24 protein-coding genes and 1 pseudogene are annotated in these 26,325 nt (G+C 38.9%); all 25 read right to left on the reverse strand.

The features are described 5' to 3' along the window. Positions 1-10 precede the first annotated feature (10 nt). Positions 11-403, reverse strand: coding sequence for a hypothetical protein (locus STRMA_RS04325; RefSeq protein WP_003080139.1), 393 nt, complete (start codon positions 401-403; stop codon positions 11-13). Between the two features lie 60 nt (positions 404-463). Further along, positions 464-664, reverse strand: a complete 201-nt coding sequence (locus STRMA_RS04330) for a hypothetical protein (RefSeq protein ID WP_003080510.1) — start codon at positions 662-664, stop codon at positions 464-466. Between the two features lie 3 nt (positions 665-667). Continuing rightward, positions 668-1,057, reverse strand: coding sequence for a hypothetical protein (locus STRMA_RS04335; RefSeq protein ID WP_003082384.1), 390 nt, complete (start codon positions 1,055-1,057; stop codon positions 668-670). 60 nt (positions 1,058-1,117) lie between these two features. Beyond that, a complete protein-coding gene (locus tag STRMA_RS09875; protein ID WP_003081050.1) occupies positions 1,118-1,495 on the reverse strand; it encodes a hypothetical protein in 378 nt (125 codons plus the stop codon). After that, positions 1,477-2,703 carry a lipase family protein gene (locus STRMA_RS04345; protein WP_003078796.1) on the reverse strand — a complete coding sequence of 409 codons (1,227 nt, stop codon included), beginning with the start codon at positions 2,701-2,703 and terminating at the stop codon, positions 1,477-1,479. The genes STRMA_RS09875 and STRMA_RS04345 overlap by 19 nt, the downstream gene beginning before the upstream one ends. Position 2,704: 1 nt before the next feature. Then, positions 2,705-3,097 carry a DUF1433 domain-containing protein gene (locus STRMA_RS04350; protein ID WP_003080310.1) on the reverse strand — a complete coding sequence of 131 codons (393 nt, stop codon included), beginning with the start codon at positions 3,095-3,097 and terminating at the stop codon, positions 2,705-2,707. A 60-nt stretch (positions 3,098-3,157) separates the two neighbouring features. Continuing rightward, positions 3,158-3,385 (reverse strand): hypothetical protein, encoded by a 228-nt coding sequence (locus STRMA_RS04355; RefSeq protein ID WP_003082127.1) that lies wholly within the window; start codon positions 3,383-3,385, stop codon positions 3,158-3,160. A 9-nt stretch (positions 3,386-3,394) separates the two neighbouring features. Further along, positions 3,395-3,793: a hypothetical protein gene (locus STRMA_RS04360; protein WP_040841529.1), complete on the reverse strand. Its 399-nt coding sequence runs from the start codon at positions 3,791-3,793 to the stop codon at positions 3,395-3,397. 47 nt (positions 3,794-3,840) lie between these two features. Then, positions 3,841-4,251 (reverse strand): hypothetical protein, encoded by a 411-nt coding sequence (locus STRMA_RS04365; RefSeq protein ID WP_003082033.1) that lies wholly within the window; start codon positions 4,249-4,251, stop codon positions 3,841-3,843. 53 nt (positions 4,252-4,304) lie between these two features. Then, on the reverse strand, positions 4,305-4,697 hold the full coding sequence (locus tag STRMA_RS04370; protein ID WP_003078539.1) for a hypothetical protein: 393 nt from the start codon (positions 4,695-4,697) through the stop codon (positions 4,305-4,307). Then, positions 4,673-5,239, reverse strand: coding sequence for a hypothetical protein (locus STRMA_RS04375; RefSeq protein WP_003080813.1), 567 nt, complete (start codon positions 5,237-5,239; stop codon positions 4,673-4,675). The genes STRMA_RS04370 and STRMA_RS04375 overlap by 25 nt, the downstream gene beginning before the upstream one ends. Positions 5,240-5,246: 7 nt before the next feature. Beyond that, positions 5,247-5,636: a hypothetical protein gene (locus STRMA_RS04380; RefSeq protein ID WP_115277012.1), complete on the reverse strand. Its 390-nt coding sequence runs from the start codon at positions 5,634-5,636 to the stop codon at positions 5,247-5,249. A gap of 388 nt (positions 5,637-6,024) precedes the next feature. Beyond that, positions 6,025-7,431 (reverse strand): 6-phospho-beta-galactosidase, encoded by a 1,407-nt coding sequence (gene lacG, locus STRMA_RS04385; protein WP_003080136.1) that lies wholly within the window; start codon positions 7,429-7,431, stop codon positions 6,025-6,027. Between the two features lie 11 nt (positions 7,432-7,442). Then, entirely contained in the window at positions 7,443-9,182 is a 1,740-nt protein-coding gene (locus STRMA_RS04390; protein ID WP_003082388.1) for a lactose-specific PTS transporter subunit EIIC, read from the reverse strand. Between the two features lie 2 nt (positions 9,183-9,184). Then, a pseudogene (gene lacF, locus STRMA_RS04395) lies at positions 9,185-9,498 on the reverse strand (PTS lactose transporter subunit IIA). A gap of 20 nt (positions 9,499-9,518) precedes the next feature. Further along, positions 9,519-10,505, reverse strand: coding sequence for a tagatose-bisphosphate aldolase (gene lacD / locus STRMA_RS04400; protein ID WP_040841781.1), 987 nt, complete (start codon positions 10,503-10,505; stop codon positions 9,519-9,521). 88 nt (positions 10,506-10,593) lie between these two features. Beyond that, on the reverse strand, positions 10,594-11,109 hold the full coding sequence (gene lacB, locus STRMA_RS04405; RefSeq protein WP_003081547.1) for a galactose-6-phosphate isomerase subunit LacB: 516 nt from the start codon (positions 11,107-11,109) through the stop codon (positions 10,594-10,596). Between the two features lie 29 nt (positions 11,110-11,138). Continuing rightward, positions 11,139-11,567 carry a galactose-6-phosphate isomerase subunit LacA gene (gene lacA, locus STRMA_RS04410; protein WP_003078619.1) on the reverse strand — a complete coding sequence of 143 codons (429 nt, stop codon included), beginning with the start codon at positions 11,565-11,567 and terminating at the stop codon, positions 11,139-11,141. 619 nt (positions 11,568-12,186) lie between these two features. Further along, positions 12,187-12,942 (reverse strand): transcriptional regulator LacR, encoded by a 756-nt coding sequence (gene lacR, locus STRMA_RS04415; protein WP_003080678.1) that lies wholly within the window; start codon positions 12,940-12,942, stop codon positions 12,187-12,189. A gap of 395 nt (positions 12,943-13,337) precedes the next feature. Then, positions 13,338-16,958 (reverse strand): helicase-exonuclease AddAB subunit AddA, encoded by a 3,621-nt coding sequence (gene addA, locus STRMA_RS04420; protein ID WP_003080540.1) that lies wholly within the window; start codon positions 16,956-16,958, stop codon positions 13,338-13,340. Beyond that, positions 16,948-20,190, reverse strand: a complete 3,243-nt coding sequence (rexB, locus tag STRMA_RS04425) for an ATP-dependent nuclease subunit B (RefSeq protein WP_003080354.1) — start codon at positions 20,188-20,190, stop codon at positions 16,948-16,950. The genes addA and rexB overlap by 11 nt, the downstream gene beginning before the upstream one ends. A gap of 472 nt (positions 20,191-20,662) precedes the next feature. Further along, a complete protein-coding gene (locus STRMA_RS04430) occupies positions 20,663-21,040 on the reverse strand; it encodes a hypothetical protein (RefSeq protein WP_003081830.1) in 378 nt (125 codons plus the stop codon). A 167-nt stretch (positions 21,041-21,207) separates the two neighbouring features. Then, positions 21,208-22,200: a UDP-glucose 4-epimerase GalE gene (gene galE / locus STRMA_RS04435; protein ID WP_003079976.1), complete on the reverse strand. Its 993-nt coding sequence runs from the start codon at positions 22,198-22,200 to the stop codon at positions 21,208-21,210. Positions 22,201-22,527: 327 nt separating this feature from the next. Further along, positions 22,528-23,574, reverse strand: coding sequence for a zinc-dependent alcohol dehydrogenase family protein (locus STRMA_RS04440; protein WP_003079888.1), 1,047 nt, complete (start codon positions 23,572-23,574; stop codon positions 22,528-22,530). A gap of 238 nt (positions 23,575-23,812) precedes the next feature. Then, on the reverse strand, positions 23,813-26,218 hold the full coding sequence (pheT, locus tag STRMA_RS04445; RefSeq protein WP_003079113.1) for a phenylalanine--tRNA ligase subunit beta: 2,406 nt from the start codon (positions 26,216-26,218) through the stop codon (positions 23,813-23,815). Between the last annotated feature and the right edge of the window lie 107 nt (positions 26,219-26,325).

Consider the following 26,325-nt stretch of genomic DNA (forward strand, 5'->3'; position numbering starts at 1 on the left):
TTTTTACTCCTCAATAATAATAAACTATTTCAACATTATCCATACGGTTGCTTTTTATTTTTTCATTACTTTGTTTAAATTCCTTAGGAGAATAATTAGCAGTCTCAATTTCTCCTCCTATCTCATTTTCTGAAAATGAAATATTATATTTGCTATTAATGGTTGTTGTCATCCTCCAAGTTCCTGTCATATCGTTTTTTTGGAATTCCACAAATTCAATCTTTTTAATAGGTTTTCCATCAACTAATTCAATATGTTCTCTTATATATTGAACAATCCTATCCTGTTCATGCTTATGTATGGGTTCGTCTTTGCCTGTAAAGGGATTAAACATTATGATACCTCCTATTATTAAAATTGCTGCGATTCCCAATGGCATTAATACCTTTTTCTTAACTGCCATAAAACCTCCTTTTTTATAATATAAGCCAAACCAGCTACCTGTTAACTGGCTGGGTTTATACTATAACGCGGACAACAAGCTTTCTTTCACAGGAGTTACGGCCATGGCCTGCATGCCATTGGAGGTGTTGTCTTCAGTTTTGAGGAATTTATACTTGCCATCTGCAACAGATATCCCTTTCCTAAGCGGTTTACTTTCTTTTTTTGAATCAACATCATAGACATCTTCAGAAATTTTATTATAATCTTTATCTGTTACCATTCTCTACTCCTCAAAATAAATCACTTCTATTTTTGAAATATTAATATTCTTTGCTTTATTCCTTATGTTTAATTCCTTATTATTACTTTTAGCAATATGTTCAGTCACATCTATTTCTCCACCCAATCCATTCAAACTAAAAGTTATATAGTAAATATTATTGACTACAGCATCACTACTCCAAGTTCCAGTAGTATGGTTCTTTTCAAAATTCTTAAACTCAACCTTCTTAATACCCTCATAATTCTGAGCTAGATATTTCACCATTCTATCTTGCTCATGTTTGTACTTTGGTTCGTCTTTTCCTGTAAAGGGATTAAACATTATGATACCTCCTATTATTAAAACTGTTGCGATTCCCAATGAAATTAATACCTTTTTCTTAACTGCCATAAAACCTCCTTTTTTATAATATAAGCCAAACCAGCTACTTGTTAACTGGCTGGGTTTATACTATAACGCGGACAACAAGCTTTCTTTCACAGGCGCCACCGCCATGGCCTGCATGCCATTGGAGGTGTTGTCTTCGGCGGCGAGGACTTTGTATTGGTTACCGCCAGACTTAAATGTATCATTCTTGATTATTGTATGAGCTTCTTTACCATCCTCAATAGCATAAACTCTATCTGCTATATCTCTATAATTTTGTTCTGTCACTGCCATTTCATTCCTCCAAGTCAGTGATATTAACATCACTGACTGTAACATTTCCTCATAGGACATCCGTTCTTCTTCCAATTGATTTTTGATCCTTCGGTAATCCTCATCCAGAATTTCAATTTCCAGTTCATATTCCTGCACTTTGGCTTGTGCTACATCCCATGCGTCCATCCTGAAATCTCTCCTCCTAAAGTATTATCCTTAGCAACTAGGTCCTGCATTCCCCTTTCAATATGACTGCTTAGAGCAGTGAAATTGTCAGATAAGGCGGAAGCCTTGGCTGTTTTCTGGTCAAAATGTTCCTTGACCTGGGTCACCATGTAATCATAAGTAAGGCCTTCTTCTGCATAAATCGCCAAGATCTCCTCATCAGTCAGCTTATTAACCGAGGCTGGGCGCTTGCTGGTCAGGCTCTTGTAGAGTTCATCAGCTGCTTCGTTAGCAGCACGGACCTGACCTTTGATGCTGTCATAACCGATTTGGGCAGTGCTTCCTAATCCTTTGGCTACAGTGCTTGCGGACAGATAGTCCAAGTAAATCTTCTCATGGCCAGAATAGCCGCCTGCACCTAACTTGGACTTCATGGCCTTAAAGCTATGGTTCATATAAGCAGAGACCTTGCCCTCTACAGTATCATAGACATGGCCAAGGTCCGCCATATTATTGGCCTTATCCACTAGATTGCCCTTCTTATCAAACTTCCAATTACTGAGAGAATGGTCGGCTGACAGGCCGCTTTTGTTGGCCATATCGACATAAATAGCACTGCCTGTTTCATTGCCTGTGATATTCCCTATCATATCATTGGGATTGCGGTAATTGCGAAACTGCCGCTTGTGCTTTTTCATGTAGGCAATTTCTTTGCTTGAAAGCATACTGTGAATATCAGGGCCATTGTAAGTGGTACTTTGATACTTACGCTTTAAAGCCACATACATAGAAAGAGAGCCTCCGAGAGAGTGGCCGGTTGTTGTGAGCTTGGCCTTAGGATAGGCCTTCTCAATCTTCTTAGCAAAGGCCAGAGCTGTTTCAAACTGAGAGTCTGCAATCGTCACTCCGTTAACACTCATATCTGATCCTGACGTTAGCTTCTTGCTTCCTTCGCCAACAGACTGCAGATCAGTGTCGATATCTTTTGGATCGTCAGAATTCGTCCCAGCATAAGCGATCGTGATGTTACTGTAATCGACCTGACCAGACTGGCTTACCGGAGCTACGGCCATGGCCTGCATGCCGTTGGAGGTGTTGTCCTTGGTGGCGAGGACTTGGTATTTGCCGCCTGCAACAGTATCTCCTTTTTTATATGGAGTAGAAACTTTACCTGAATCAACTTTATAAACCTCGTTAGCAAGTGAATTATAGTCTTTTTCCGATATCATATTATTCCTCCAAGTGCTTAACTTCAATATGAGAAATATCTGGTTTCTCATCAGGTGTGTCTAACTTTTTAAGAGAATGTCCATGGTTTCTAGAAGAAAGTTCATTGACGTAAATCTCACCATCTAATCCCATTAGTGTGAAATTAACTTTAATTTTATTGTTTATTGTTGCATAAAATGAGTATGATCCTGTCATTTTATTATGTTCTATTTCTGTAAACTCAACCTTCTTAATACCCTCATAATTCTGAACTAGATATTTCACCATTCTATCTTGCTCATGTTTGTACTTTGGTTCATCTTTGCCTGTAAAGGGATTAAACATTATGATACCTCCTATTATTAAAACTGCTGCGATTCCCAATGGCATTAATACCTTTTTCTTAACTGCCATAAAACCTCCTTTTTTATAATATAAGCCAAACCAGCTACCTGTTAACTGGCTGGGTTTATACTATAACGTAGGCAATAAGCTTTCTTTCACAGGAGCTACGGCCATAGCTTGCATGCCATTTGAGGTGTTGTCTTCGGTGGCGAGGACTTGGTATTGACCTAAATCAGGATTATTTTTATCATAATAATAAGTTCCCTTTTCAATGGTTTTATATTGACCATCGTTTTTTCCACTATCCACACTGTAAACTTGCGTAGATAGCCAATTATATTGTTGTTCAGTTAGCATGATAATATATTACTCCTTTAAATAAATTACGGTAATTTCACTAATATCCACACTTTCACTATTATTAAACTCTCCATATTTTCTAATATCAGAAAATTCCTCGATAGGGTCTAAAGCAATAATTCCTTTTGCAGTATTAAGTTCTTCGATTTTCTGAAATTGAACTATATTGTTACTGTTTTTATCATTTACTTTAAATACTAAGTTATAGTATCCAGTAGAATTATTCTTTTCCAAGTTTAAAAACTCTACTTTTTTGACTTTATAATTTCTTGCTATTCGTTTTACTACATTATCTTGTTGCTCCTTCGTCAATGTTTCCTTCTTACTTCCAAACATACTACAGCCTCCTAAAATTAATAACGTTCCAACTGCGCTTAGCGCTAACAACTTTTTCCATTGCTTCATGGATACCTCCTTTTATCTTATAGTTAAACTAGCTAACCTTAACTAGCTTAAGTTATAAGACAAATAAATTCATCATACATAGCTACCGATTCTCCTAGCGAATGGCCAGTGGTGGTGATGGTGGCATCAGGGTAGTCTTTTGCGACATCCTGGGCAAAGTCTTGGGCTGTGCTGAACTGAGAATCGACTGTCGGGCCAGTAGGGGAAGAACCGCGTTTCTTCAACTCATCACGGCCATGGCCAATTGACTGTACATCAGTCGCAATATCATCAGGATCAGATCTGTTCGTCCCAGCGTAGGCAATGACCACTTGGCTGGTATCCACATTACCCTTCTTATCTACTGGCGCCACCGCCATGGCCTGCATACCATTTGAGGTGTTGTTTTCAGTTTTGAGGACTTGGAATTGACCTAATGATTTATTATCCGGATTAAAATCATATTTTCCTCCTTCCACTGGGTGATACTTGTTCTGCTAACCAGCTATTTTGTTCTTCTGTGATTGGCATACTACTCCTCCAGATAAGTTACTTTTATTTTAGAAATATCTATTTTTTCCAATGATTGTTTTCTTTCAATATGTTCAAAGTTATCCACAGGGTTAAGTCCTATGGAATCAGAATCATTATTCAATCGTTCTAAGTTTCTAAACGGAAGAGTCGTTTCAAGCTTACTGCTCCCATTTATTTTTATATTCAACAAATATGTTCCCGTTTTCCTATCTTGACTAAATTGTGTAAATTCGATACTCTGAATATCATAATCTTTAACTATCCTTTTAACCACATTATCCTGTTGTTCTTTGGTCAATGTTTCCTTCTTACTTCCAAACATACTACAACCTCCTAAAATTAATAATGCTCCAATAGCGCCCAGCGCTAATGGCTTTTTCCATTTTTCCATGGACACCTCCCTTGAAATATTTTATAAAGAAACAACAGGGTAGCTATTAATAAAAAGACTATTATAGATAGAATAACTGAAAAAGAATGCCAATAAGTTAATGTTGCTGTATGCCCTGCCTCATCAGTTATTTGCTTCAATGGAAAATTTGAAAGAGCAAAAATAAGATAGAAAATAGCAGTTAAACTAGATAAATAACCAATGCTAATAGTTAGTTTATTATTCGTTAACATGATAATACTAAGGAAAGGAAATCCATAGTACAGCAAAGGAAGCCCAAAGGTGAAAATACTAATAAATATGATCGTTCCCCCATCCCATGAATACAAACAAATGAGTAGCCAAAAATAGGACAGCATAAAAAAAGATGCCAAAATATTCTCATTGCGTCTGAATTGTTTTTCTTTTATATTTGTGTTGTCTTTTACTTTGTACTGCCCCTCCACTACGGTATCTCCTTTTCTAACGGGATTATCTGCCTTTCTAGAATCCACATGATAAACTTCTTTAACAGTCTTATTATCATCTTTATCTGTTACCATATTACTTTTACTCCTTTAAATAGATAACCTTAACGTTTCTCATATTGCTATCTTGACTACTTTCTGAGCGATCTTTTATTTCATTTGGATAATATCCTTCCCCTTCCAATTCATCACCGATTTGTTTTTTACTAAAAGAAATATAGTATTTGTTATTAACCTTCGTCGTAATTCTCCAGAAACCAGTCATGTCATTTTTCTGAAATTCTGTCACCTCTACCGTTTTAATTTTATCACCATTTGCTAATTCATAATGCTCAACAAGATATTTAGCGACCCTATCCTGTTCATGCTTATGTATGGGTTCGTCTTTTCCTGTAAAGGGATTAAACATTGCTATGCCTCCTATTGTGATAATAGCTAGTAACCCTGACAGGATTGAAGTCTTCTTATTCATTTTTATAAAGCACCTCTTGTATGATATTATAAAAATTAGCCATTTAATTGGCTGACAGTATGTTACAAAATCTTTGTTTCCGCCTAGACCGCAGCAATATATCAATATACTTTGAGCTGATTTCCCCTTTTAAACGAATTATCGGTTTACTTTATTATAACATGATTATGCCATTTTGGGTCTCTTAATACTCTTTGAAAAGCTCTTCAAACTGGGTCAGCAGCACCTTGCACTGCCTGCGGTATTCTGGTGAAATCGGTGCTGTTCATGCTTTATACAAAAAAAGAGAGCCGTTCACTCCAAATGAGTGTTCGAATCTCTTAAATTTAGCGGCCTTGGCTCTTTTTTAGATCTTCCTTAAAAATATTGGAAGAAAGAGCGGCAAAAATTAGTTTATTTCCTGCGTTTGAGCTACTTTTTGATACCAATAGGCACTTTTCTTAGGGTAGCGTTCCTGTGTTTCAAAATCAACATAGAAGAGCCCATAACGCTTTTCATAACCATTGGACCAGGAGAAGACATCCATGAGAGACCAGATAAAGTATCCCTTGACATTAGCACCGTCTGCTATAGCATCTGAAATCACTTCAAGATGCTTTTTGACATAGTCGATACGAGCATCGTCATAAACAGTATGGTCTACAAATTCATCCTTATAGCCAAGGCCATTTTCAGTAATATAAATCTTTTTGTAGTTTGGATAGTCCTGTTTGACACGCATAATCTGATCATAAAGGCCTTGCGGATAAATCATCCAATCCCAATCGGTACGCGGTACATCTACATCAAATTCACGCTGACCGACGCCTTTGATTTGGTATTTTGATCCGCCTTTAGCCCCCTTGGCATTGTGGGTAATCTCAGTTTCTCCATCAAAAGCACGCATCCAATCACTCATATAATAATTGATCCCCAAGAAATCATTGAGATCCTTAGCAGCTTCAAGAGCGGCAAAATCTTCCTCACGAAGATCCAGTTCTCCGCCATTGGCAGCTAAAATATGACGGACACCTTCCATGGTTTTCTCAGAATACTTCCCCAGATAAGTCGCATCAAGAATAAACTTATTATGGATAATATCTTCCAATTCTGCAGCACGAACATCTCCTGGATTATTGGGATCATAGGGATATTTTGTCGGCAGAGCATGGACAACACCGATTTCACCGGAACAGCCGCCCTCTTTGAAAGCTTTAACGGCCTTGCTGTGTGCGACCATCATATTATGATGAGACTGGAAAACTTTAGCCAGATCATACTTGATGCCCGGAGGGAATTTCCCCACCAAATACTGACCGTCACCAATCGGCCCAATTTCATTAAAGGTTGTCCAATAATTGACCTCTGGAAACTCTTGAAAACAGAACTCAGCGTAATGGACAAAGTGCTCTATATTTTCGCGGTTAAGAAAATCGCCATTAGAATGCAGAGCCTCAGGGGTATCAAAATGATGAAGAGTTACAAAGGGTTCAACATGACGTTTGCGGCATTCTGCAAAAAGTTTATGATAAAATGCGATTCCTTTAGGATTGGCTTGGCCAAAACCTTTTGGAAAAATCCGTGACCAAGCGATGGAAATCCGGATACCATTGACCCCAAATTCTTCTGCCAATTTTAAATCAACAGGATATTTATGGTAAAAGTCACTGGCAGGCTCTGCTGTGTACCAATAATTAGCTGCTAAATAGCTGTCCCAAGCAACAGGGCCCTTCCCATCTGTATGCGTAGCACCTTCAGCTTGATAAGCTGCTGTTGCGCCGCCAAAGATAAAATCTTTAGGTAATATTTTGCTCATAATAGGACCTCTCAGTCTTTAAATTGTTCTTCTACAAAGGCAAGTGCCCCTTGGCCATCACGTGTCAAACCAATGTACTGAGCACCTTCTGTTTTAGCCAGTTTGATTCCTAGTTTATCTGTTTCTGCCTTCATATCTTCATAATTAGAAGCCACTTGCGGAGCTAAGATAACCAATTGGTATTGGTCTAAAATTTCACGGTGAGCCCCGTAACTTCCAGCTGCAGCCTTGACAGGTGCCCCGTACTCTGCTGCTGCTTTATTTAAAGCATTGGCTAAGAGACCGCTGGTTCCGCCGCCAGCGCATAAAACAAGGACGTTTATCGGCTCTTTGAGACTGCTGTCCACGCTGGCTGTAGCTTTAGCTGCTGTCTCTTCTCGTTCTTTTGCTGCTGGGTTATGACCATCAAGAATGGCATCAGCTTTCTTTGTATCAAAGTTAGCTGCTACCTTTTCTTTTAAAGCATCTGAAGAGCCTGTTCCAGAAGTTTCTTCCGCAAGAATCTGTTCATCATAGACTTTGATAAAAGGATAATAAATAACAGCATCTACAGCAATCAAAAGGACAGCTAGAAGAAAAGAAAGTATTTGAAAGTTTGTTCCAAGCACTAAACCAAGCGGAGCTGGTGTTACCCAAGCAAGATTAGCTGTAAAACTGTTCATACCCAAAACATCAATGAAGAATTTAAAAATCCAGACATTGACAATGGGAGCAAAGATAAAAGGAATAAAGAAAACAGGATTCAAAACCAGCGGAGCACCAAATAAGATAGGTTCATTAACCCCAAAGAAGGTTGGAATAACAGAGGCACGGCCAATCGCCTTATTGCGTTTTGATTTGGTTAGCCACATGAACATGAAGGGAACAACAAGCGTCGCTCCCGTACCGCCCATTGTGACAATAAACATTTGCGTTCCAGACGTCAAGATTTTATCTGCATGCTGCCCAGCCCTTAGCAAATTTAAGTTAACCTCTGCATTGGCATAAGTAATAGCTGCAATAGCTGGCTCAACAATAGACGGTCCATGAATACCAACAAACCAGAAGAAGGCAAAAGCACCAAAAATCAAAGTAATTCCAAGATAACCATCAGCTGCTGAGAACAAAGGAGCCAATAAGGTTCCAATAGACTCAGCTACATTAACACCAAGGAAATTTTTAACAGCAAGTTCTACTGCATAAAGAATAAGGACTGACAGGGTAAAAGGAATCAAATCTTTAAAAACCTGTGAAATATTTGGCGGAACCTCTTCAGGCATCCGAATGGTTACATTATTTTTGACACAGACCTTATAGACATTAACCGTGACAAAAGCGGCAATAAAAGCTGTCAAAAGCCCCTTTGTTCCCATAAAAGCACTTAGAAAACCGCCTTCTTTAACAGGAGCAGCGGACATCAGCAAGAACCCTACCATTGCTGCCAGCATTGTTGAGATAAAATTGATTTGGTTGGTGCTTGCCAGATCACGGTTCATGGTATCTGTCAATGCTTTAGCGGTTGTTCCTGTCACAAAGAAGCCCAGAATTCCCATGGAGTAATTGTAAGGTGTCATCAATAAGTTTTCAATTGCTTTGCTCCAATGAAAACCCCAAGAATTAGGCACATAAGCAATTAAGATAAAAATACTGGAGAAAAGGATAACAGGCATGCCTGCGATAAAACCATCCCGAATCGCACGTAAATAAACATTGCGCGAAATTTTTTCAAAGAAAGGTTTTCCCTTTTCAATTTGAGCAATCAAAGTGTTCATTTTTAACTCCCTCTTTTATACAATTCAATTAAATGTTTCATTAAATCTTTCAGAAGTATCGTGGTCATCAGATGATCCTGACCATGCATCAGAGTCACACTGAGTTCAATATCATCTCCTTGTGCCTCTTTAGCTAAAAGACTGGTCTGTGCTTTATGAGCATCGACAATACAATCATCAGCAGCTAAAACCAGCTCTTCAGCCTTATCGTAGTCACCTGCCTGAGCAGCATTTAAAGCTTCGAGCAATCTAGAGCGCGCATCACCTGCATAGGCCACAATTCAAATCCTAAAAGAGTTGCTTCTTCTCTGTTCATGATATACCTCCTTATTACGATTAAATATCCGTTTTTTCCTTCCAAGATGAAGCCGTCATTTTGAGAACTTTATTGAGTTCATCAATATTTTGAAAGCCACGTGTACGCAGCCACTGACGAGCCGCTGCTTTACCTTCTTCAATATAAACCTGTACACAGCCAGCCCAAGTTGCCCGGCCGCAAAGAACGCCGTTAAACTTGGCACCTGCTTCACGTGCAAAAACAAGAGTCTCTTGAAAAAGCTTAGCACTGACGCCAGCACTCAAATAAATATAAGGCAAATGAGTTGCTGCTTCTTGTTCATAAAAGGCCTTTGCAGCTTCAGCTCTTGTATAGACTGTTTCTTCCTCAGCAAAACCTTGCACATATTTCATATTGACAGGAACTTCAACTTTCAAAACATCAATACCAAACCGCTCAGCTGAGAAAACTTTCATAGCTCCATTGACCTTATGAGGTTTTACCTTGGCAAATGCACTGCTTGAATTGTCTGCTATCGTTTCATCATAAGTCAAAATTTCAAGAAAGAAAGGGATAGCTTCAGCTTTACATTCGGCCCCAACACGTTCAATATAAGCTTGCTTTTGAAGATTGACCTTAGGATCACCATCAATATCATAATAGAGTAAAAATTTAATGGCATCAGCCCCTTGATCTTTTAAACGTTTGACCGACCATTCTCCCAAGCAATCTGGAAGACGGCTCCTGGTCTTTGTATCATAGCCCGTCTTTTCATAAGCCAATAAGAGACCTGCATTTTTATCACGTGCTTTTGCAGCTGGCAGCCCAAACTCAGGATCCAGGAGAATAGAGGATGCGTATTTAGTCAATTCTTCTGATACCAGCACTTTTAGCTCTTCAATTTGCTCAGCAGCCGGCTCTTCTTTTTGATACTGCGCCATCATACGCTTTAAAGCACCGCGCTGATCAAAAGCTAAGGCAGAAATCAGACCTGCTGAATTGCTGACTTTTTCCAAATAACTGCGTTTTTCTTTTGTTAATGCCATCTTTTTATACCTCACTGCTTTCATTACCAAAATCTACTACACTTGTCCAGACCGATACAGACTATGCTTCTTATTGTTGTTCTTTTGCTTAATCGTGATACTCTCCGCGCTTCCATTTTTCTACAAATTCATCAAAGAAATGGGGATTGGCCTGACTTTGATTAAGGGTTTCAACCTGTGCTATTTTTTTAATCAACTGTTGGTTCTTCTGACTTGGTTTATATTCAGCTTTGATAAAAGCTTCAATAATATCATTCATTAAAAGTCCGCCGACAATCTTGCCGCCAAAGCCAATAACATTAGCATTGAGCTCTTCTTTAGCATAAAGCGCAGAAGTCATATCGCGAACAAGAGCAGCCCGAACACCTGGTACCTTATTAACAGCATTTGTGATCCCAACACCTGTTCCGCAGATACAAACACCAAGATCAGCTTGAGCACTGACAACTGCTTCTCCGACTTTTTTTCCATAAATAGGATAATGCGTTCTAATATGATCATAAGTTCCACAATCAATAACATCATAGCCCTGTGCTTTTAAATAATCTGCAACAGCTATCTTTTCATCTGTCACAATGTGATCGCATCCAATAGCAATTTTCATTTCTTTATTCCTCACTCTCTTTTTTCTCTTTAGCACATTTTATTGAGCATATCCACACGGATTTGATGACGGCCTCCATCATATTTAGCTTCTGCAAAGTTCCTTGCAATATTCTTAGCCAGGCCATCGCCAACAATCTCAGAGCCCAAAGTGATTATCCTTGCATTATTATGTTCTCGCGTCATATAAGCGGATCGTTCATCTGATACCTCAGCAGCAATCATTCCTTTCATTTTAGTAGCTACCATGAAAGGTCCGACACCGTATGCATCAACGATAATGCCAAGATTATCTTTTGTTTTGTTAACTTCTTCAACAACAGCTATAGCTGCCTCAACAAAGTCACTCTCACTATTTTCACTGACATCAAGAACTGTGTAACCGCTTTCTTTCAAGCTATTTTTTAAAACATCCTTAAGTCTTTTGCCATCTGCATCAGCACCTACAATAATTGCCATTTGTATTCTCCTTTGAAATTATTTTATTTAGAAAAGCGCTTTCCTTTTTCTTTATCTTTACTTTAATATATTTTGTTTAAAATGTCAACATGTTTTTGTTTATTTTTTAAACATTTTTTTGTTTTTCACAAAAAATTTACCGCTAAAAAGATTACAGAATTAATTATTGTTTGAATTTTAATCATCTATAAACAAAAATAGAAGTGAGACAAAAATCGGTTATTTCCAAGTCTTCGAATTATTGACTGCTGTCCCGCTCTCTTTTATCACGGCGGAAGGTCTCGTTTGGAGCTCGCTTTGCTCGCATAAAAAAAGGTGATTGATCAGCTAAATAGATCCTACTTAAGCAGCAGTTGATTGGCGCTAAAGCACCTCATGAACTGTGCAGAAGGAAATTTCAGGCTGACTAAAATCAGCAGAAATTCTCCCAGCTTTTGTGTCTTTCAAATAGCTGAGAAAATCAAAGGAAGCCAAGGACAAAGTCCTTGGCTTCCTTTGATTTTTTTTATAAGCTTATCTTGTTTACTGCCCTATTTAGTTAGCTTGAGCTCTTAGGATAAGAAGACTCCTATTTACGCTCCTTTAAAGCGAGGTGCTATTTCCATTATTCTTACCGCTGTCAATTAATAATCTCGGTATAGCTGCTAATTTTTTGAAGCTTTTCACTGTCTTGACAGTCTGTAATTAAGGCAGTCAGCCTTGTCAATTGATAAAAAGAAGTAAAATCTTCTTTATCTATTTTGGAAGCATCTATTAGCAAATATTTTTCAACAGACCTGCCAAGAGCTATTTTTTGAGTATAGGCTTCTTGAAAACTTGATGTCATCACTTCATTGTTCTTAACACCGTTACTGCTAAAAAACATTTTGGAAAAGTGCATTTTCTCTAAAACAATATTTGTCATTTCCCCAACAAAAGATTGTGTAATGGTTCTCATTTCGCCGCCCAGAAGGTGAACCCGAAAGCTGTCTGATTTTTTTTGTAATAGTATCTGAAAAATAGGCAGACAATTTGTGATGACCTGCAAAACACTGTTGTTGATCTCTTCAGCCAACAATTCGACTGTTGTTCCTGGTCCTAAAAAAATGGTATCGCCTTCTTCAATTAAAGCAGCAGCTTTTTGGGCAATATAGCGTTTTTCCTCAATGCGCTGGGAATGCTTTTCTTCATGAGACATTTCCTTATACTGAAAGGCACTATTGCTCCTAGCACCGCCATGAATACGCTTTAATACTCCTAGTTCTTCCAACTCTGTCAAATCACGGCGAACTGTCATATCCGACACCTGAAGCTGTTCCACAATTTCAGCAACCCGAATAGTTCCTCGCTTATTTATCAGTCTGCTGATTTCTTCCAATCGTTGTTCTTTATTCATATTCTCCTCCTTCTTTTACTGTTTTTTGAAAGTGATAAGAAAATCATTCCTTCATCTCTCTCCATTTCACTCTTATTATATACCTTTTTTTCTATTTTTTCGATATTCAAACAGAAATCAAACAAAATGAATCAATCTGACAGGTCTTATCAAAAATTGATAAGCCTGAGTTATGTCAGCAAGAAAAAATAAGACAGACTATTTTCCTACATTGAAGACTGATTTTATTTTCATAACTGAATTTCATCTAAAAATCCCCCTAAAGTTAGACTAAAAGTCCAACTTTAGGGGGATCTGCCTTTTCTTTATAGTAGCTCTGAAACAGTCTAAACGATCAAGCAGTCCTTAAGTCCTTTTGATGCAAAAGAATTCCAGCATTTAACCGCTTATCGTTTTCAGACTTCTATAACCTCTAATTTCTGTCCGCCAAGTAAGATCAAATATTTTTCAATCTTTGATATACCATAAGATCTCCTTAAAGCCTGGGCATAGAGGGACATCTGGTCCTTATAGCGGTCTTTAATAGTCAAAGCATTCGTAAATTTATCGGTTTTATAATCAAAAAGTACAATATGGTCATCAAATAGCAGATAGCCATCAATAATGCCCCGGATAACAAAATTTTCCTTGCTTGCCGGATCTTCTTGAAGCATTGCAAAGGGAGCTTCACGATAGACTTTATCGCTATTTTCCTGAATTAATCGGCCAAGAGCTGTTGATTGGAAAAAAGATAAAATTTTATCCACTTGAATAGCTTTTTTAACTTCTTCTTCCAGCGCTAATTCATCTAAGGCAGCTAAAACAGCTGCTTTATCAATTTCTTTGCTGAGATGCAGCCGCTGCAGCAATTCATGTACGCTGGACCCTAAGGCTGCAGGCTCGATAGGCTTTTGCTTAGAAAAATCGGGCAGTTCAAATGAGTGCTTATCTAAGCGGGACTGCTCCATCACCTCTATACCTTCTGTTTCCATAACAGGTTCATAGAATTTCTTAATCTGACTTGGGGTACGCACAGTTGGCAGGCTGATGGCTGCCTTATACTGCTGATTGAGCTTTTCTACTGCCTCCAATCTATCCAAAGCAGACGCAATATCTTCTGACTGGCGATTATCCTTAAGGTCATCAGCATTATAAGGACTCTGTACACTTAGCTGACCCATTTTGTCTTCTGTCAGATCCTGATCAGTCACAAATCGCGTTTCAAAATGCAGCTTATTTTGAGGAAAAGCTGCTTGAATAGCTAAAAACCAATCCTGAAAACTTAAATAACGCTCACGGTCAGCAACTGTTAGATGATTATTTTCTGATTTATCATTATATTTATCTAGCAGTTTCTCCTGATTGCCCTTGCCAACCAAGTAAAGCCTTTTTTCAGCTCTGGTCATAGCCACATAGAGCAGGCGCATCTGCTCAGACAGAGTTGCTAAGCGCAGTTCACGTTTATTTATCTGATAGGGAAGAGTCTCCATACTAACCTTGAGAGAGGGCAAAAGCTTTTCTTCCAACTCTTCTTTCATATCAGCTACGTATTTGATACCAACTCCATTTTGCCGCGATAAAATCAAAGGCGATGTAAGGTCTTGAATACTAAATTTTTTATCACTATTGAGAATAAAAACATATGGGAACTCCAGCCCCTTGCTTTTATGGATAGTCATAAGAGTTACAGCATTTTTAGGCAGGATGACTTCGACATCAGCCAGATCATTTTGACTTTCTAAAACTCTGTCAATCATACGGATAAAGCGCGATAGACCTTTAAAACCAGTCTTTTCAAAATTATTGGCACGCAGAGCCAAAGCATAAAGATTGGCTTGGCGCTGCTCTGCCTTTGGGAGGCTGCCGACATAATCATAGTAAAATTTATCATTATAAATTTTCCAGATCAGGTCATACAGTGAATTTAAACGGCTAAATTCACGCCAGCTGAGAAAAACCTTAAAAAAGGCGGCTAATTTAGCAGACAATTTTTCTGACATCAGTTCAGCATGCTGTCCTTGATTATTTCTAGCATTCTCCATTTTCTCATAAAGGTTTTGCTGAGGTTGATCTGGCAGATGCTGCAGAGATAGGCGGGCCAAATCATCTTCATCAAAAGCAAACATGGGGGATCGCAAGAGAGCCACTAAGGCATAATCATTAAGAGGATTATCAATAGAACGCAAGGTATCCAGCATAACCATCACTTCTACTGATTTAAGATAGTTTTGTTCACCGCCGTCTGTTACTAGAGGAATGCCATACTGATCAAAAACCTGCATAATGTCATCATTGCGTGTACGTGATGAGACCAGCAAGGTGATATCTTCAAACCGAACCTTTTCTTCATTATGAAGACGGATAATCTCTTTAACCACTAACCGGACTTCCCCAAGACTGATCTGATTATCACCTGTTTCTGGCTCAAGATTGCTATCATAAATAAGCAATTGAGTTTTATTTTGCGGATAGGAAACTTGCTGTTTTGGACTGCCTGCTAGCAGCTGATGGGTACCATCATAGAGGATTTCTCCTACAGCTTCATCCATCAAGTGTGTAAAAACACTATTTGTAGCATCTAGTACTTCCGATTGGCTGCGGAAGTTTTCTTTTAAAAGGATCAGCTTACCGTGCTCAGGATGGCTTTGAAAATCCTTAAACTTCTGATTAAAAATCTGCGGATCAGCCTGCCTGAAACGATAAATAGACTGTTTAATATCCCCGACCATAAAGCGATTGCGGCCGTTAGACAAGAGCTCTAGCAGACGTTCTTGTGTATGATTATTATCCTGGTATTCATCAACCATCACCTCATGGTACTTATCCACATAAAGCTCTCGTATCGTTTTATTTTCTTCTAAAATTTGAATAGCAAAATGAGCAATATCTGAAAATTCAAAAGCATTCTCCTGGATTTTTGCCTGCAGATACTGTTTTGAAAAATCAAGCATGAAAGTCTGTAGAACCTGAAGCAAAGGCAGACTTTCGCCTTGATATTTAAAAATGGTTTCCAAATATTTAAAAGCTGTTAAACGGCTGCGAAGGCTGAAAAAGACAGAATATTTAACACCGGCGACAGTTATATCATTGCCAGATGGAATAAGCTGACTCACATCATTAGCTAATTTCCCTAAACCTTCTCGTCCATAAAGACTGTCAAAATGCAAGGCCCATTCATGCAGCTTTTCGATTATGCTGAGATGCTTTTGATATTTGGCAGTTGGTTTTCCTTTAGCTGTTAACTGCTTGTAATCTTCTAAATTGGTTATATCCTGCAAAGCATCGGCCGTATCATGTAAACTGGTCAGAAAATCATTAATCTCTTGATCAGGAACAGCTGAGAAATCGGTATAGGACTCAGCACCCTTTAGAAAGTTCTCCTCTAGCCATTTTGTAGGATTGTCTGTCGCTTGGCTAAAATCATAAATCTTATAAACCAATTGCTTAAATGGATTCGTATCTTTACGATGGCCAGCAAAATTTTTAACAAGCTTTATAAAAGCAGCAGCTTGATCTCCTGCCATATAATCAGTGAAGATATCCTTGAAAACATCGTTTTTAAGGATATCTTGTTCGCTTTTATCCTGCATGATCCGAAAATTTGGCGAAATGCCCAAAGTATAGCCATATTGGTTTACCAATTTTTGTGTAAAAGCATCCATGGTTCCAATATCTGCTGTCTGTAAGCCAAGCAGTTGTTCACTGAGAAACTGCTTAAGGCTATTATCGGCAGTTCTTTGTATGTGTTCCGTAATCTTCTTTTCCAAACGTTCTTTGAGTTCACCTGCAGCCTTAACTGTAAAAGTAGAAATAAAAAGCTCATCAATCCTTATACCGCGTAAGATCTTATCCATAATACGCTCTATCATGACAAAGGTTTTTCCTGAACCTGCAGAAGCTGAAACTAACATGTTTACCCCTGCGGTATAAATTGCTTCAATTTGTTCTGGCGTTCGTTTTTGTTTCTTATCAGACTGAGCTTCCTGAGCTTGTAAGGAAGCAATTTCTGGATCTGTTAAAAAGTTTTTAAAGGCCATTGTCTTCCTCTTCTTTCTTTTTTTGCATCAGCTCTAAGAAGCCCTGGCGTTTTTCTCCACGTGGCAACTGACAAAGTCTGCGGGCATGGGACATATGGCGATCAGCCTCAAAATGGGTAATTGCTTTTAGCTGCTCACCCTGGACAGATTTGCCATCTTGACTGTAAGGATTAATAAGAAAGCGGCCTTTTCTAATCTGCTGAGCGGCCTGCTCATAAAGTATTTGATTATAATCCAACAAAAGGTCCATTTCTTCTTGGCTGTAGACAGAGTCTGACAGATGGTACTGGCCGCCTGCCAAATACCCTTTTTCATTTTCTAGGAAAAGTCCTTTATAGCGCAGTTCTTTCCGAGCACTCTCTGGAATTTTTTCAATAGACTTGACACTCGCTAAATCAATTTTAGGCTCTTGCATATGCAGATACATGGCTCCAAAAATTTTTCCTGTCTCATCCGCATTTTTATTAGCGCGAAGTGCTTCTATATAGGTCACCAACTGCGGACTAAGTCCATTATAAAATTTTTGGAGATCAAAGGTCGTTTTACTTGATTTATAATCCACAATTCCTAGGCTGCCGTCTGACAGCCGATCGATACGATCAATAACACCTTTGATTTTTATCGTTCTTTCTAACAGTAAGTCAAAGGCTGTCTCTTCACTTGTGACTTGAATAGAACTTTTATCTTTTAAAATAGCAGCGGTGCTGCGGGCAATATCCTCTAAAACACCTAAAGTATAGCGGCTTTCTGCATCTGCACTATAGGCTGACCAAAAGCGATCTTCTTGATTGGTGATTTGAATAGCTCTATCTAATTTACCATCAAAGTCAGCGTCTGACTGATTCTGCATAACCAATTCAAATACACGGTGCAGATAAGTCCCGTGATTCCTAGCATCAGGCCGAAGCATTTCCATCTCTTGCAAGCCAAGTATGTATTGCAGAAAATACAGGTATTGGTTATTATAAAAAGCTGTTAAAGCAGAAGAGGATAGATTTAGGGGCTGATCAGCAGGAAAACGGGCTGCCATGACTTGAGGAGCAATTGCTTTTGTCTGTATATTATCATTAATGTCAGGTATTGTGATTCCTTCTGCCGCTAATTTTTTACGCAAATAGCGAACAGCAACTGACCAAAAGGTCTGCTCGTTCTTAGATAAGTCTTGCTCAATAGCTGAACGATTCAGTTCAACCACGCGCGATAAAAGCGCTTTATAATGACCAATATCTTCTGGACTGGCAGCTGAATAGCTGCGCCCTTTTTCAAAAATAGGAACCCCCATTTCCTGCAATTCAAGTATATAAGGCGATCTGCTGTCTTCCGTTTCATTTAAAATCTGCGGCAAGGTTAGAACCAGCTCTTGGGTGGCAGCATTAAAAAGGGACAAGGCCGTGAAATGATTCTTTTTAAGATTTTCTTTCGCTATAATATCAAAATAACGGTTTTCCGCAGTAGTTTCGTTGATTTTTATCCGTTCTTCATCTGAAATCAAACTCTTATTTTGAGCAATTTTAGGAAAATGAGACTGAGTCATGCCAAGCGCAAAAACAAACTTATTGGTATGCGGTTCTATCAAATCATACGATTTAACATTGACAACATCTACACTTGCAGGGACAAGACGATAATCTGCAGCCATCATGCCGCTGCGCAGGAGCGCTAAAAATTCATCCAGGCTTAAAGACTGCTGACCAAAAATACGATGAAATTGGTCTAAAATACCGGTGAAGGTTTTCCATACCTGCTCCTGCTTTTCCTGTTCAGTCTCTTTAGCATCTTTGCTTAAGGCTGAAAAATTAGCTGGCAAAGAAACAGCCTCTAAAAAAGCAGTCAGTTTCTTAAGCAGGCTATCTCCTTTTTGAGGCCCTGCTTTCATCAGTTGCTGCAAGGGCAGCATAAGTTCAAATCGCAGCTTATTTAAACTTTTAAGATTAAACTGACCATGATTATTTAAGGTAAAATCCTTAAAAAATTTGCTCTGTCCCTTAATATCTGCATAAATAAGGTATTGTTCAAATTTATCCAATTGATTTTGGCTAACTTTCCCATACAGGCCTGATTTTAACAGGTTTATAACATCCTCAGCACGAAAGCGGTAGCGCTTGACCCTCTCTAAACTATCTATAAAATGTACCAAGGGATGTGAAGCCATAGACTCTGCCTTGCCAAAATAATAGGGGATTTCATATTTGTCAAAAATTTTACCTATCTGTAATTGATAAGACTCTACATCACCCAGAAGGACTAAGATATCTTTGTAGCGATAGCCCTCATACAGCTTTTGGCGAATGCTTTTAGCAAGATATTCTACTTCTTCTTTCTGATTGATAACATCCCAGACAGCAAAATGTTTTTTATCTTCATCTGTTAGGACTTGCTGAGAGTCTGAAAAGTCATGACGGCTTTCAAAAAGTTGGGAAAGAGCTGTAAAAGCCGGCTGACTTTCCTGATGGGAACTTCTGTATTCTGGTTTAACTTGAAATTTACGAGCCAGTCCGCGGATAAAATCAAGGCTGGCTTGATAAATATTACCACTAGAAAAAGTAGAGTGATAAGCTTTTTGACTAATATAGGCAGCAATTATAATATCAACGCCCTTTTCATGCAAAAGTGTTATAAGACTTTCTTCCTCCGCAGAAAAACGAGTAAAACCATCAACAATAACAACCAAATTCTCTAAAGCTGCATCGAGATGCCCTGATTGAATTTGCTCAGCAAAAAAAGCCATTTTACTTTGACTATCAAAATGACCATCATTTAAAAGAGTCTGGGCTTTGGAAAAGATAGCCAGTAAATCTTCCTCTTTCTCAGCTGTATTTAATGCTGTCAAGTCTGAAACAGCCATATTAGCCGTCTTTAATTCTTTATATAAATCAACCAACTGCTTGATAAAATGGGGATCCTGCCTAAGATGCCCGAAAACACGCAGTTCTTGGTCAGAAAAACTGGATAAAGCACGATAAAAAATCATAGCCAGCCCATTGTCATCAATGGTATCCCCTTGATTAATTTCATTTAAAACAAAATAGCGTGCCATTTGTGCAAAACGTGTCACTGTAATAGCAAAAGAAGCCTGCTGCGGTAAACGTTCTAAAACGCTCCGCTCTTTTTCAAAAGACAAGGAATTAGGTGCAATATAAAAGACCCTCTTTCCTGCTTCAGCAGCCAACTGTGCTTCTTTAGTTAAAATTTCTGTTAGATTATATTGAATATCGGTATATAAAAGTTTCATAAATGCCTCTAGAATTAAAGAGCCGCATCATGGATGCTTTTTCTCTTAAACTATAAAATGTCCTTTTTGCCCTATCAATGAAAAAACATATTTGCTCTCAGCCGGCTTACCAGAAGTTTTTTTGATAGTGCTATCAAACTCTAAGTACATCATTTGGTCTAACTCTATTATCTAATAATTTAGCTTTCTTGTCATCTGCTAGGCACTATTTTAATTTGATCCTACCCAAAACTAAATCATCGCCAGATCAGCAATGATAAGCCCTTATCATCTCTCTACCAAAATAAAGAAAAAGGCCTGCAAAAACCAGATGATAGCCTGTGCAGCAATGACTAGCACAGAAGCAGTATGCTTAAAATGCGTTCCTTTAAAAACCTTACTTAGGACGCCCGCTTATAGCTTAGTTCCTGCTTTACCATACCCTTTTACAAGACAGAAAAAGCCCTATCATCATTAATAGGGCTTTTTAAGATTATTGGGACTTTTTCGCAATCGTTTTATATTTATCAGTTCCTTCTTTGACAAATGAGGTTGTCGTATCATTTGTCTTCACTTTTAGAACACCTGTTTTATCATCATAACTGTAAGAGGCTTTTTCGCCAGACTTTTTATCCGAAACAAATGTATGGTTATTATAATCCACTTTACCAGACATTTTGTCATTAGTGACAGCTGTATAATCTTTACCCGATATTTTGACATAATACTCTTTATATAAAGTATAGGTGCCATCTTGGTTGTCTTCATAGTAATAATAAGTGCCATTCATAGCACTTTGAGAACAGCCTGTCAAGACAAGAGCAAATACTAGTCCGACAAGCACCATTAACGATCGTTTAAACTTTTTCATAAACTCCTTCTTAAAACTTTTTTATTCTAACAAGTTTGGGCACTATTTGTCAAGCAGAACCAAAAGAGAAGCCTTCCCTTGACTTTATCATCAAACGACAATGTTAATAGTACTTGCAAAGCCCAAAAGCCTTGTAATATAAATGCAATTTGTCCAAGCACAAAATATCAGTCATACCCCTTTGGGTGACTGGAGTGCCAAGCCCAAGCAGAAGCAATAATTTTTTCAATATCATCAAACTGAGGCTGCCAGCCCAAGAGCCGACGAGCTTTTTCAGAGCTAGCAATGAGAATATCGGGATCTCCCGGACGGCGATCAGCCAAGTCAGCAGGGATCGGCTTTCCTGTAACTTTGCGAGCAGCTTCTAGAATCTGCAAGTTTGAAAATCCTGTAGAAGAGCCTAGATTAAAAGCTGTCGAATCATTCCCCTCTCGCAAGTATTGAAGAGCAAGCAAATGTGCAGCAGCTAAATCAAACGGATGAACATAATCCCGAACATTAGTGCCATCAAAAGTATTGTAATCATTTCCAAAAATCATGATCTTATCACGAAGCCCTTGAGCAACCTGCAAAACAAGCGGAAGCAAGTGCGTCTCCGGACTGTGAGCTTCTCCGATGGAGCCGTCTGGCTTAGCACCAGCCACATTAAAATAGCGCAGCGGTACAAACTTAATCCCGTAAGCTTGATCAGACCATCTCATGATCGTTTCCATCATCAGTTTGCTTTCCCCATAGGGATTAATGGGATGCTGGGGTGTGCTTTCTTCAATAGGCATTTCCTTAGGCATCCCGTAAGTTGCGGCGGTAGAGGAAAAGACGATATGCTTAATCTTAGCTTCGTTCATGACTTCAAGCAGTTTAATCATACCGGTCGTATTATTATCAAAGTATTTCAGCGGTTCTGCCATAGATTCTGCTACCAAAGAATAGGCAGCAAAGTGGATAACTGCATCTATATCAGGATGATCAGCAAAAACATGGCGCATAAAATCTTGATCAGCTAAATCACCTTTATAAAACTTAGCACCTGAATGAACAGCCGCACGATGTCCAGTAGCTAAATTATCAACAACGACAACCTTTTCTTCTGTCTTTTCAAGTAAATAATCAACCATATGAGAACCAATATAACCAGCACCTCCAAGTACTAAGATTGACATAGATCTTCTCCTTTTTAACTTTTATCTTTCTCTTTAACCTAATCGTTTTGATCTGATCGTTATAGAAACTGCCTTTTTATTGTACTGATTTAGGAAGTATTTTTCAAGCTTTACTCAACATTTTTAGATTTTTCTAAAAAACAGATTTCAGGCCGATCTCACTGGCTGCCCTTATAAGGCACAAAAAAAGTTTTCTGTTCCACGAGGCAGATTTTAGCCTCATGGAACAGAAAACTTAGCTTAAATAGTGATAAAGCATTTAAGTTAGATGATAACAGCTAATGCTTTAACCTAGAAATGAAAGAAGTCTAAATAGCCGCAAAGCCTTTAATCCAGTACAATCATAGACTTAATGGTTTGACGTTCGTCCATATCCTTATAGGCTTGATCAATATCATCTAAAGAATATGTTTTTGTAAAGACTTTACCTGGATTAATAACACCATCTAAAACAGCTTTTAAGAGGACATCCTTATCATAAGTTGTTACAGAAGCCGGTCCGCCAGCAAAAACAATATTGCGCATAAAATAATCTCCAATATTGATATCCTTAGTATGAGGAACCCCAACGCGGCCGACAACAGCACCCGGACGAGCAAGAGCGATAGCAGTTTCAGTTGACAGCTGAGTACCGACACATTCAAGAACAGCATCAGCACCTTCACCATTGGTCAATTTGAGTACCTTAGCAATCCCTTCTTCTCCTCGCTCTGCCACGATATCTGTTGCTCCAAATTCAAGCGCTAATTTTTGGCGATCTTCATGACGGCTCATGATAATAATACGTTTAGCACCGCGAAGTTTAGCCGCAATAACAGCGCAAAGTCCAACTGCACCGTCCCCAACGACAACAACAGTATCCCCTTTCTCTACATTAGCCACACGAGCAGCATGGTAGCCTGTTGGCATAACATCTGCCAAGGCCAAGAAAGAAGCTAACATTGCTTGGCTATAGTCACTTGGCTGTCCAGGAATTTTAACCAAAGCCCAATCAGCATGGGTATAGCGGACATACTCTGCTTGATAGCCGCCACTGAAGTTTGTCTCCATACCATGGGACTGACAGCCCCCTTCATAACCCGCACGGCAAGCAGCGCAGTGGCCACAGCCATGAGTAAAAGGCGCAATGACAAAGTCTCCCTTTTTCACTGTGCTGATATCACTCCCTACTTCTTCAATAATTCCGATAACCTCATGGCCAGAATTTTCCGAATGCTCTTCTTTTTCACCAATGCCTCGATAAGCCCAAAGATCAGAGCCGCAGACACAAGAGCGAACGACACGAATCACAGCATCATCTGCTGCGATAAGACTTGGTTTTTCGATTTCTTCAACGGCTACTTGACCGGGTTTTAAAAATACTGCTGATTTCATTTTTAATTCTCCTTTTTTACTAACATTTACTATTTGCATTATAAAACTTAGAGTAAACTCCAAGTCAAGCAAAAATTTCACATAAAATAGACCATCTAAATAAGCCTATTTTAACATAAATCCAATGAGAGCAAAAATAATAACTCTCTTCATTAACCACTTAAAAAACCCCAGATTTTTAACTGATTTCTGAATTGAAGTGTCCAGAAATTAGCCCAAAAAACTGGGAGTAAGGAAATCATCGGATTTCTGCTCCGACTTTTTCAATCAGAGTTTTCTCAATTTTTGTCATATAACGAGCCACTTCTTCATCCGAAAGTGTCTCCTGTGGGTTTTGGAAGGTTAAGGTATAGGCCATTGATTTGACGCCCTTACCTAATTTATCACCTGAGAAAATATCAAAGAGCTTAATCTGAGTTAATCGTTTCACACCTGCAGCCTTTATGGCCGCAACAACTTCTTTGTGGCTGATTTGACTGCTCAAAAGCAAAGCTATATCGCGGCTTACCGCTGGGAATTTGGTAATTTCAGTAAAGGGATGATCTTCTGATAAAAGCGCTTCTATAGCTGAAAGATCAAGCTCTGCCACATAAGTTTCTGGAATATCATAAGCTTTGGCTGTTGAGGGATGAACCTGACCCACATAGCCAATAAGCTGGCCATCTAAAGATATAAGAGCTGTACGGCCTGGATGCATACTCTTTAGTTGGCTGCTGGCAGTATACTCCACTGCTAAGTCTAAACGGTCAAAAATGGCTTCTACTATACCTTTTGCATAAAAGAAATCAACAGGAACCGCCTGCGTTTGAAAATCTTTTTCTTGAATCAGCCCAGTTAAAGCAAAGGCTAAACTATTGATTTCATTAGGCAGGTCGCTTTTAGGATTGCCGGTCTGCTGAAAAACTTTTCCAATCTCATAAAGAGCCAGATCTTTATTCTTGCGAGCCACATTATAGCTGATAGCATCTAGCATTCCTGAAACCATGTTCTGCCGAAGAACACTGCGTTCAATGCTCATCGGCCACATCAATTCTGTCAAATGGGAAGGCTCAAGCGCAAACTCTGCTGCCTTTTCAGGAGTCGTAAGTGTATAAGACATTATTTCTGTCAGACCAAGTCCTTCAGCAATTGTCCGAAGTTTGCGGCCTAGTTTTTGAGTAGCTGTCAGCTCTCCTGCTGTTCCAGCATCTTGCGGTAAAGAAGCAGGCAGGCGGTCGTAACCATAAATACGGGCAATTTCTTCAAAAAGGTCAGCTGGAATAGAAATATCCCAACGCCGTGCAGGTACACTAACTGTAAACTGCTCAGCATTGCCGGTCAGATCAAATCCCAAACGCCGGAAAATCTCTTCAATATCGCCATAGCTAAGATCTGTCCCCAAAACACGATTAACATCAGCTAGGCTTGTTGAAACCTGAGTCTCTGCCTCCTTAAGACTGCCAGCTGAAACAAGTCCGGCATAGACAGTTGCACCGGCAAGATCAGCAATCATACTAGCAGCAGTATCTAAAGCTTTCGTTACAGTAGCAAGATTAATTCCTTTTTCAAAACGAGAAGATGATTCTGAACGAAGCCCCAGGCGGCTGCTTGTTTTGCGAATCGCTTTCCCATCAAAAACAGCTCCTTCCAAAACGATACGAGTGGAGCTATCAGAGATTTCTGTGTCTGCTCCACCCATAATTCCTGCCAAAGCAACCGGTTTATCTGCCACAGTAATAACCAAATCAGCTGGCTCTAATTTTCTTTCTTCACCATCCAGCGTTACTAATGTCTCACCCGCACGCGCTTCACGGACAACTATCCTATCAGACTCAAATTTATCTAAATCAAAGGCATGCATAGGCTGGCCAAAGTAAAGCAGGACATAATTAGTCACATCAACGACATTGTTAATCGGGCGGATCCCCTCATTCATTAAGAGATTTTGCAGCCACTGAGGACTAGGTGCAATCTTTACATTATCTAGAATGCGAACAGCATAAAAATCCGCCTTATCACTTTCAATCGCTGCCGAAATCTTATCTGCTGCAGGCTGTTCACTTTCTGTCAGCGGAAAATCTTTAAAAGTAACGGCTTTATCATAAATAGCTGCAACCTCATAAGCTACGCCTCTCATGGACAGTGCATCTGCACGATTGGGAGTAATCGAAAGTTCAATAATCTCATCGTCCAAATCAAGATAAGGAAATACTGCCTGACCAACTTCTGCATCTTCAGGCAAGACTTGAATACCATCAGAAAATTCCTTAGGAATGACTGAATCAGAGATGCCTAATTCTGCAAGCGAACAAATCATGCCAAGAGATTCTAATCCGCGGATTTTCCCTTTTTTAATCTTATAGTTATCAGCAATCCGTGCACCAGGCAAGGCTACTATAACTTTAATACCAGCACGGATATTAGGAGCACCGCAAACAATTTGGCGAGCTTCTTTTTCTCCGACATTGACTTGACAGACATGAAGATGGGTATCAGGGACTTGTTCACAAGTTAGTACTTCACCAACTACCAGTTTTGATAAACCTTCTGCTGGTGAGCTTACTCCTTCAACTTCAATACCTGTTGTTGACATCTTCTCAGCTAATTCTTTGCTAGGGACATCAACAGCAACTAATTTTTTTAACCATTTATAACTTACTAACATAATGAAACTCTAAAGACTCCATAAGCAGCTAAATAAAAGAGAATTAAAAAATCAAAAGCAGATATAGACCAGACCCATAAAGCTGCTGCTTTTATTCTGCTCACATG

This window comes from Streptococcus macacae NCTC 11558 (assembly GCF_000187995.2).
Classification (GTDB): domain Bacteria; phylum Bacillota; class Bacilli; order Lactobacillales; family Streptococcaceae; genus Streptococcus; species Streptococcus macacae.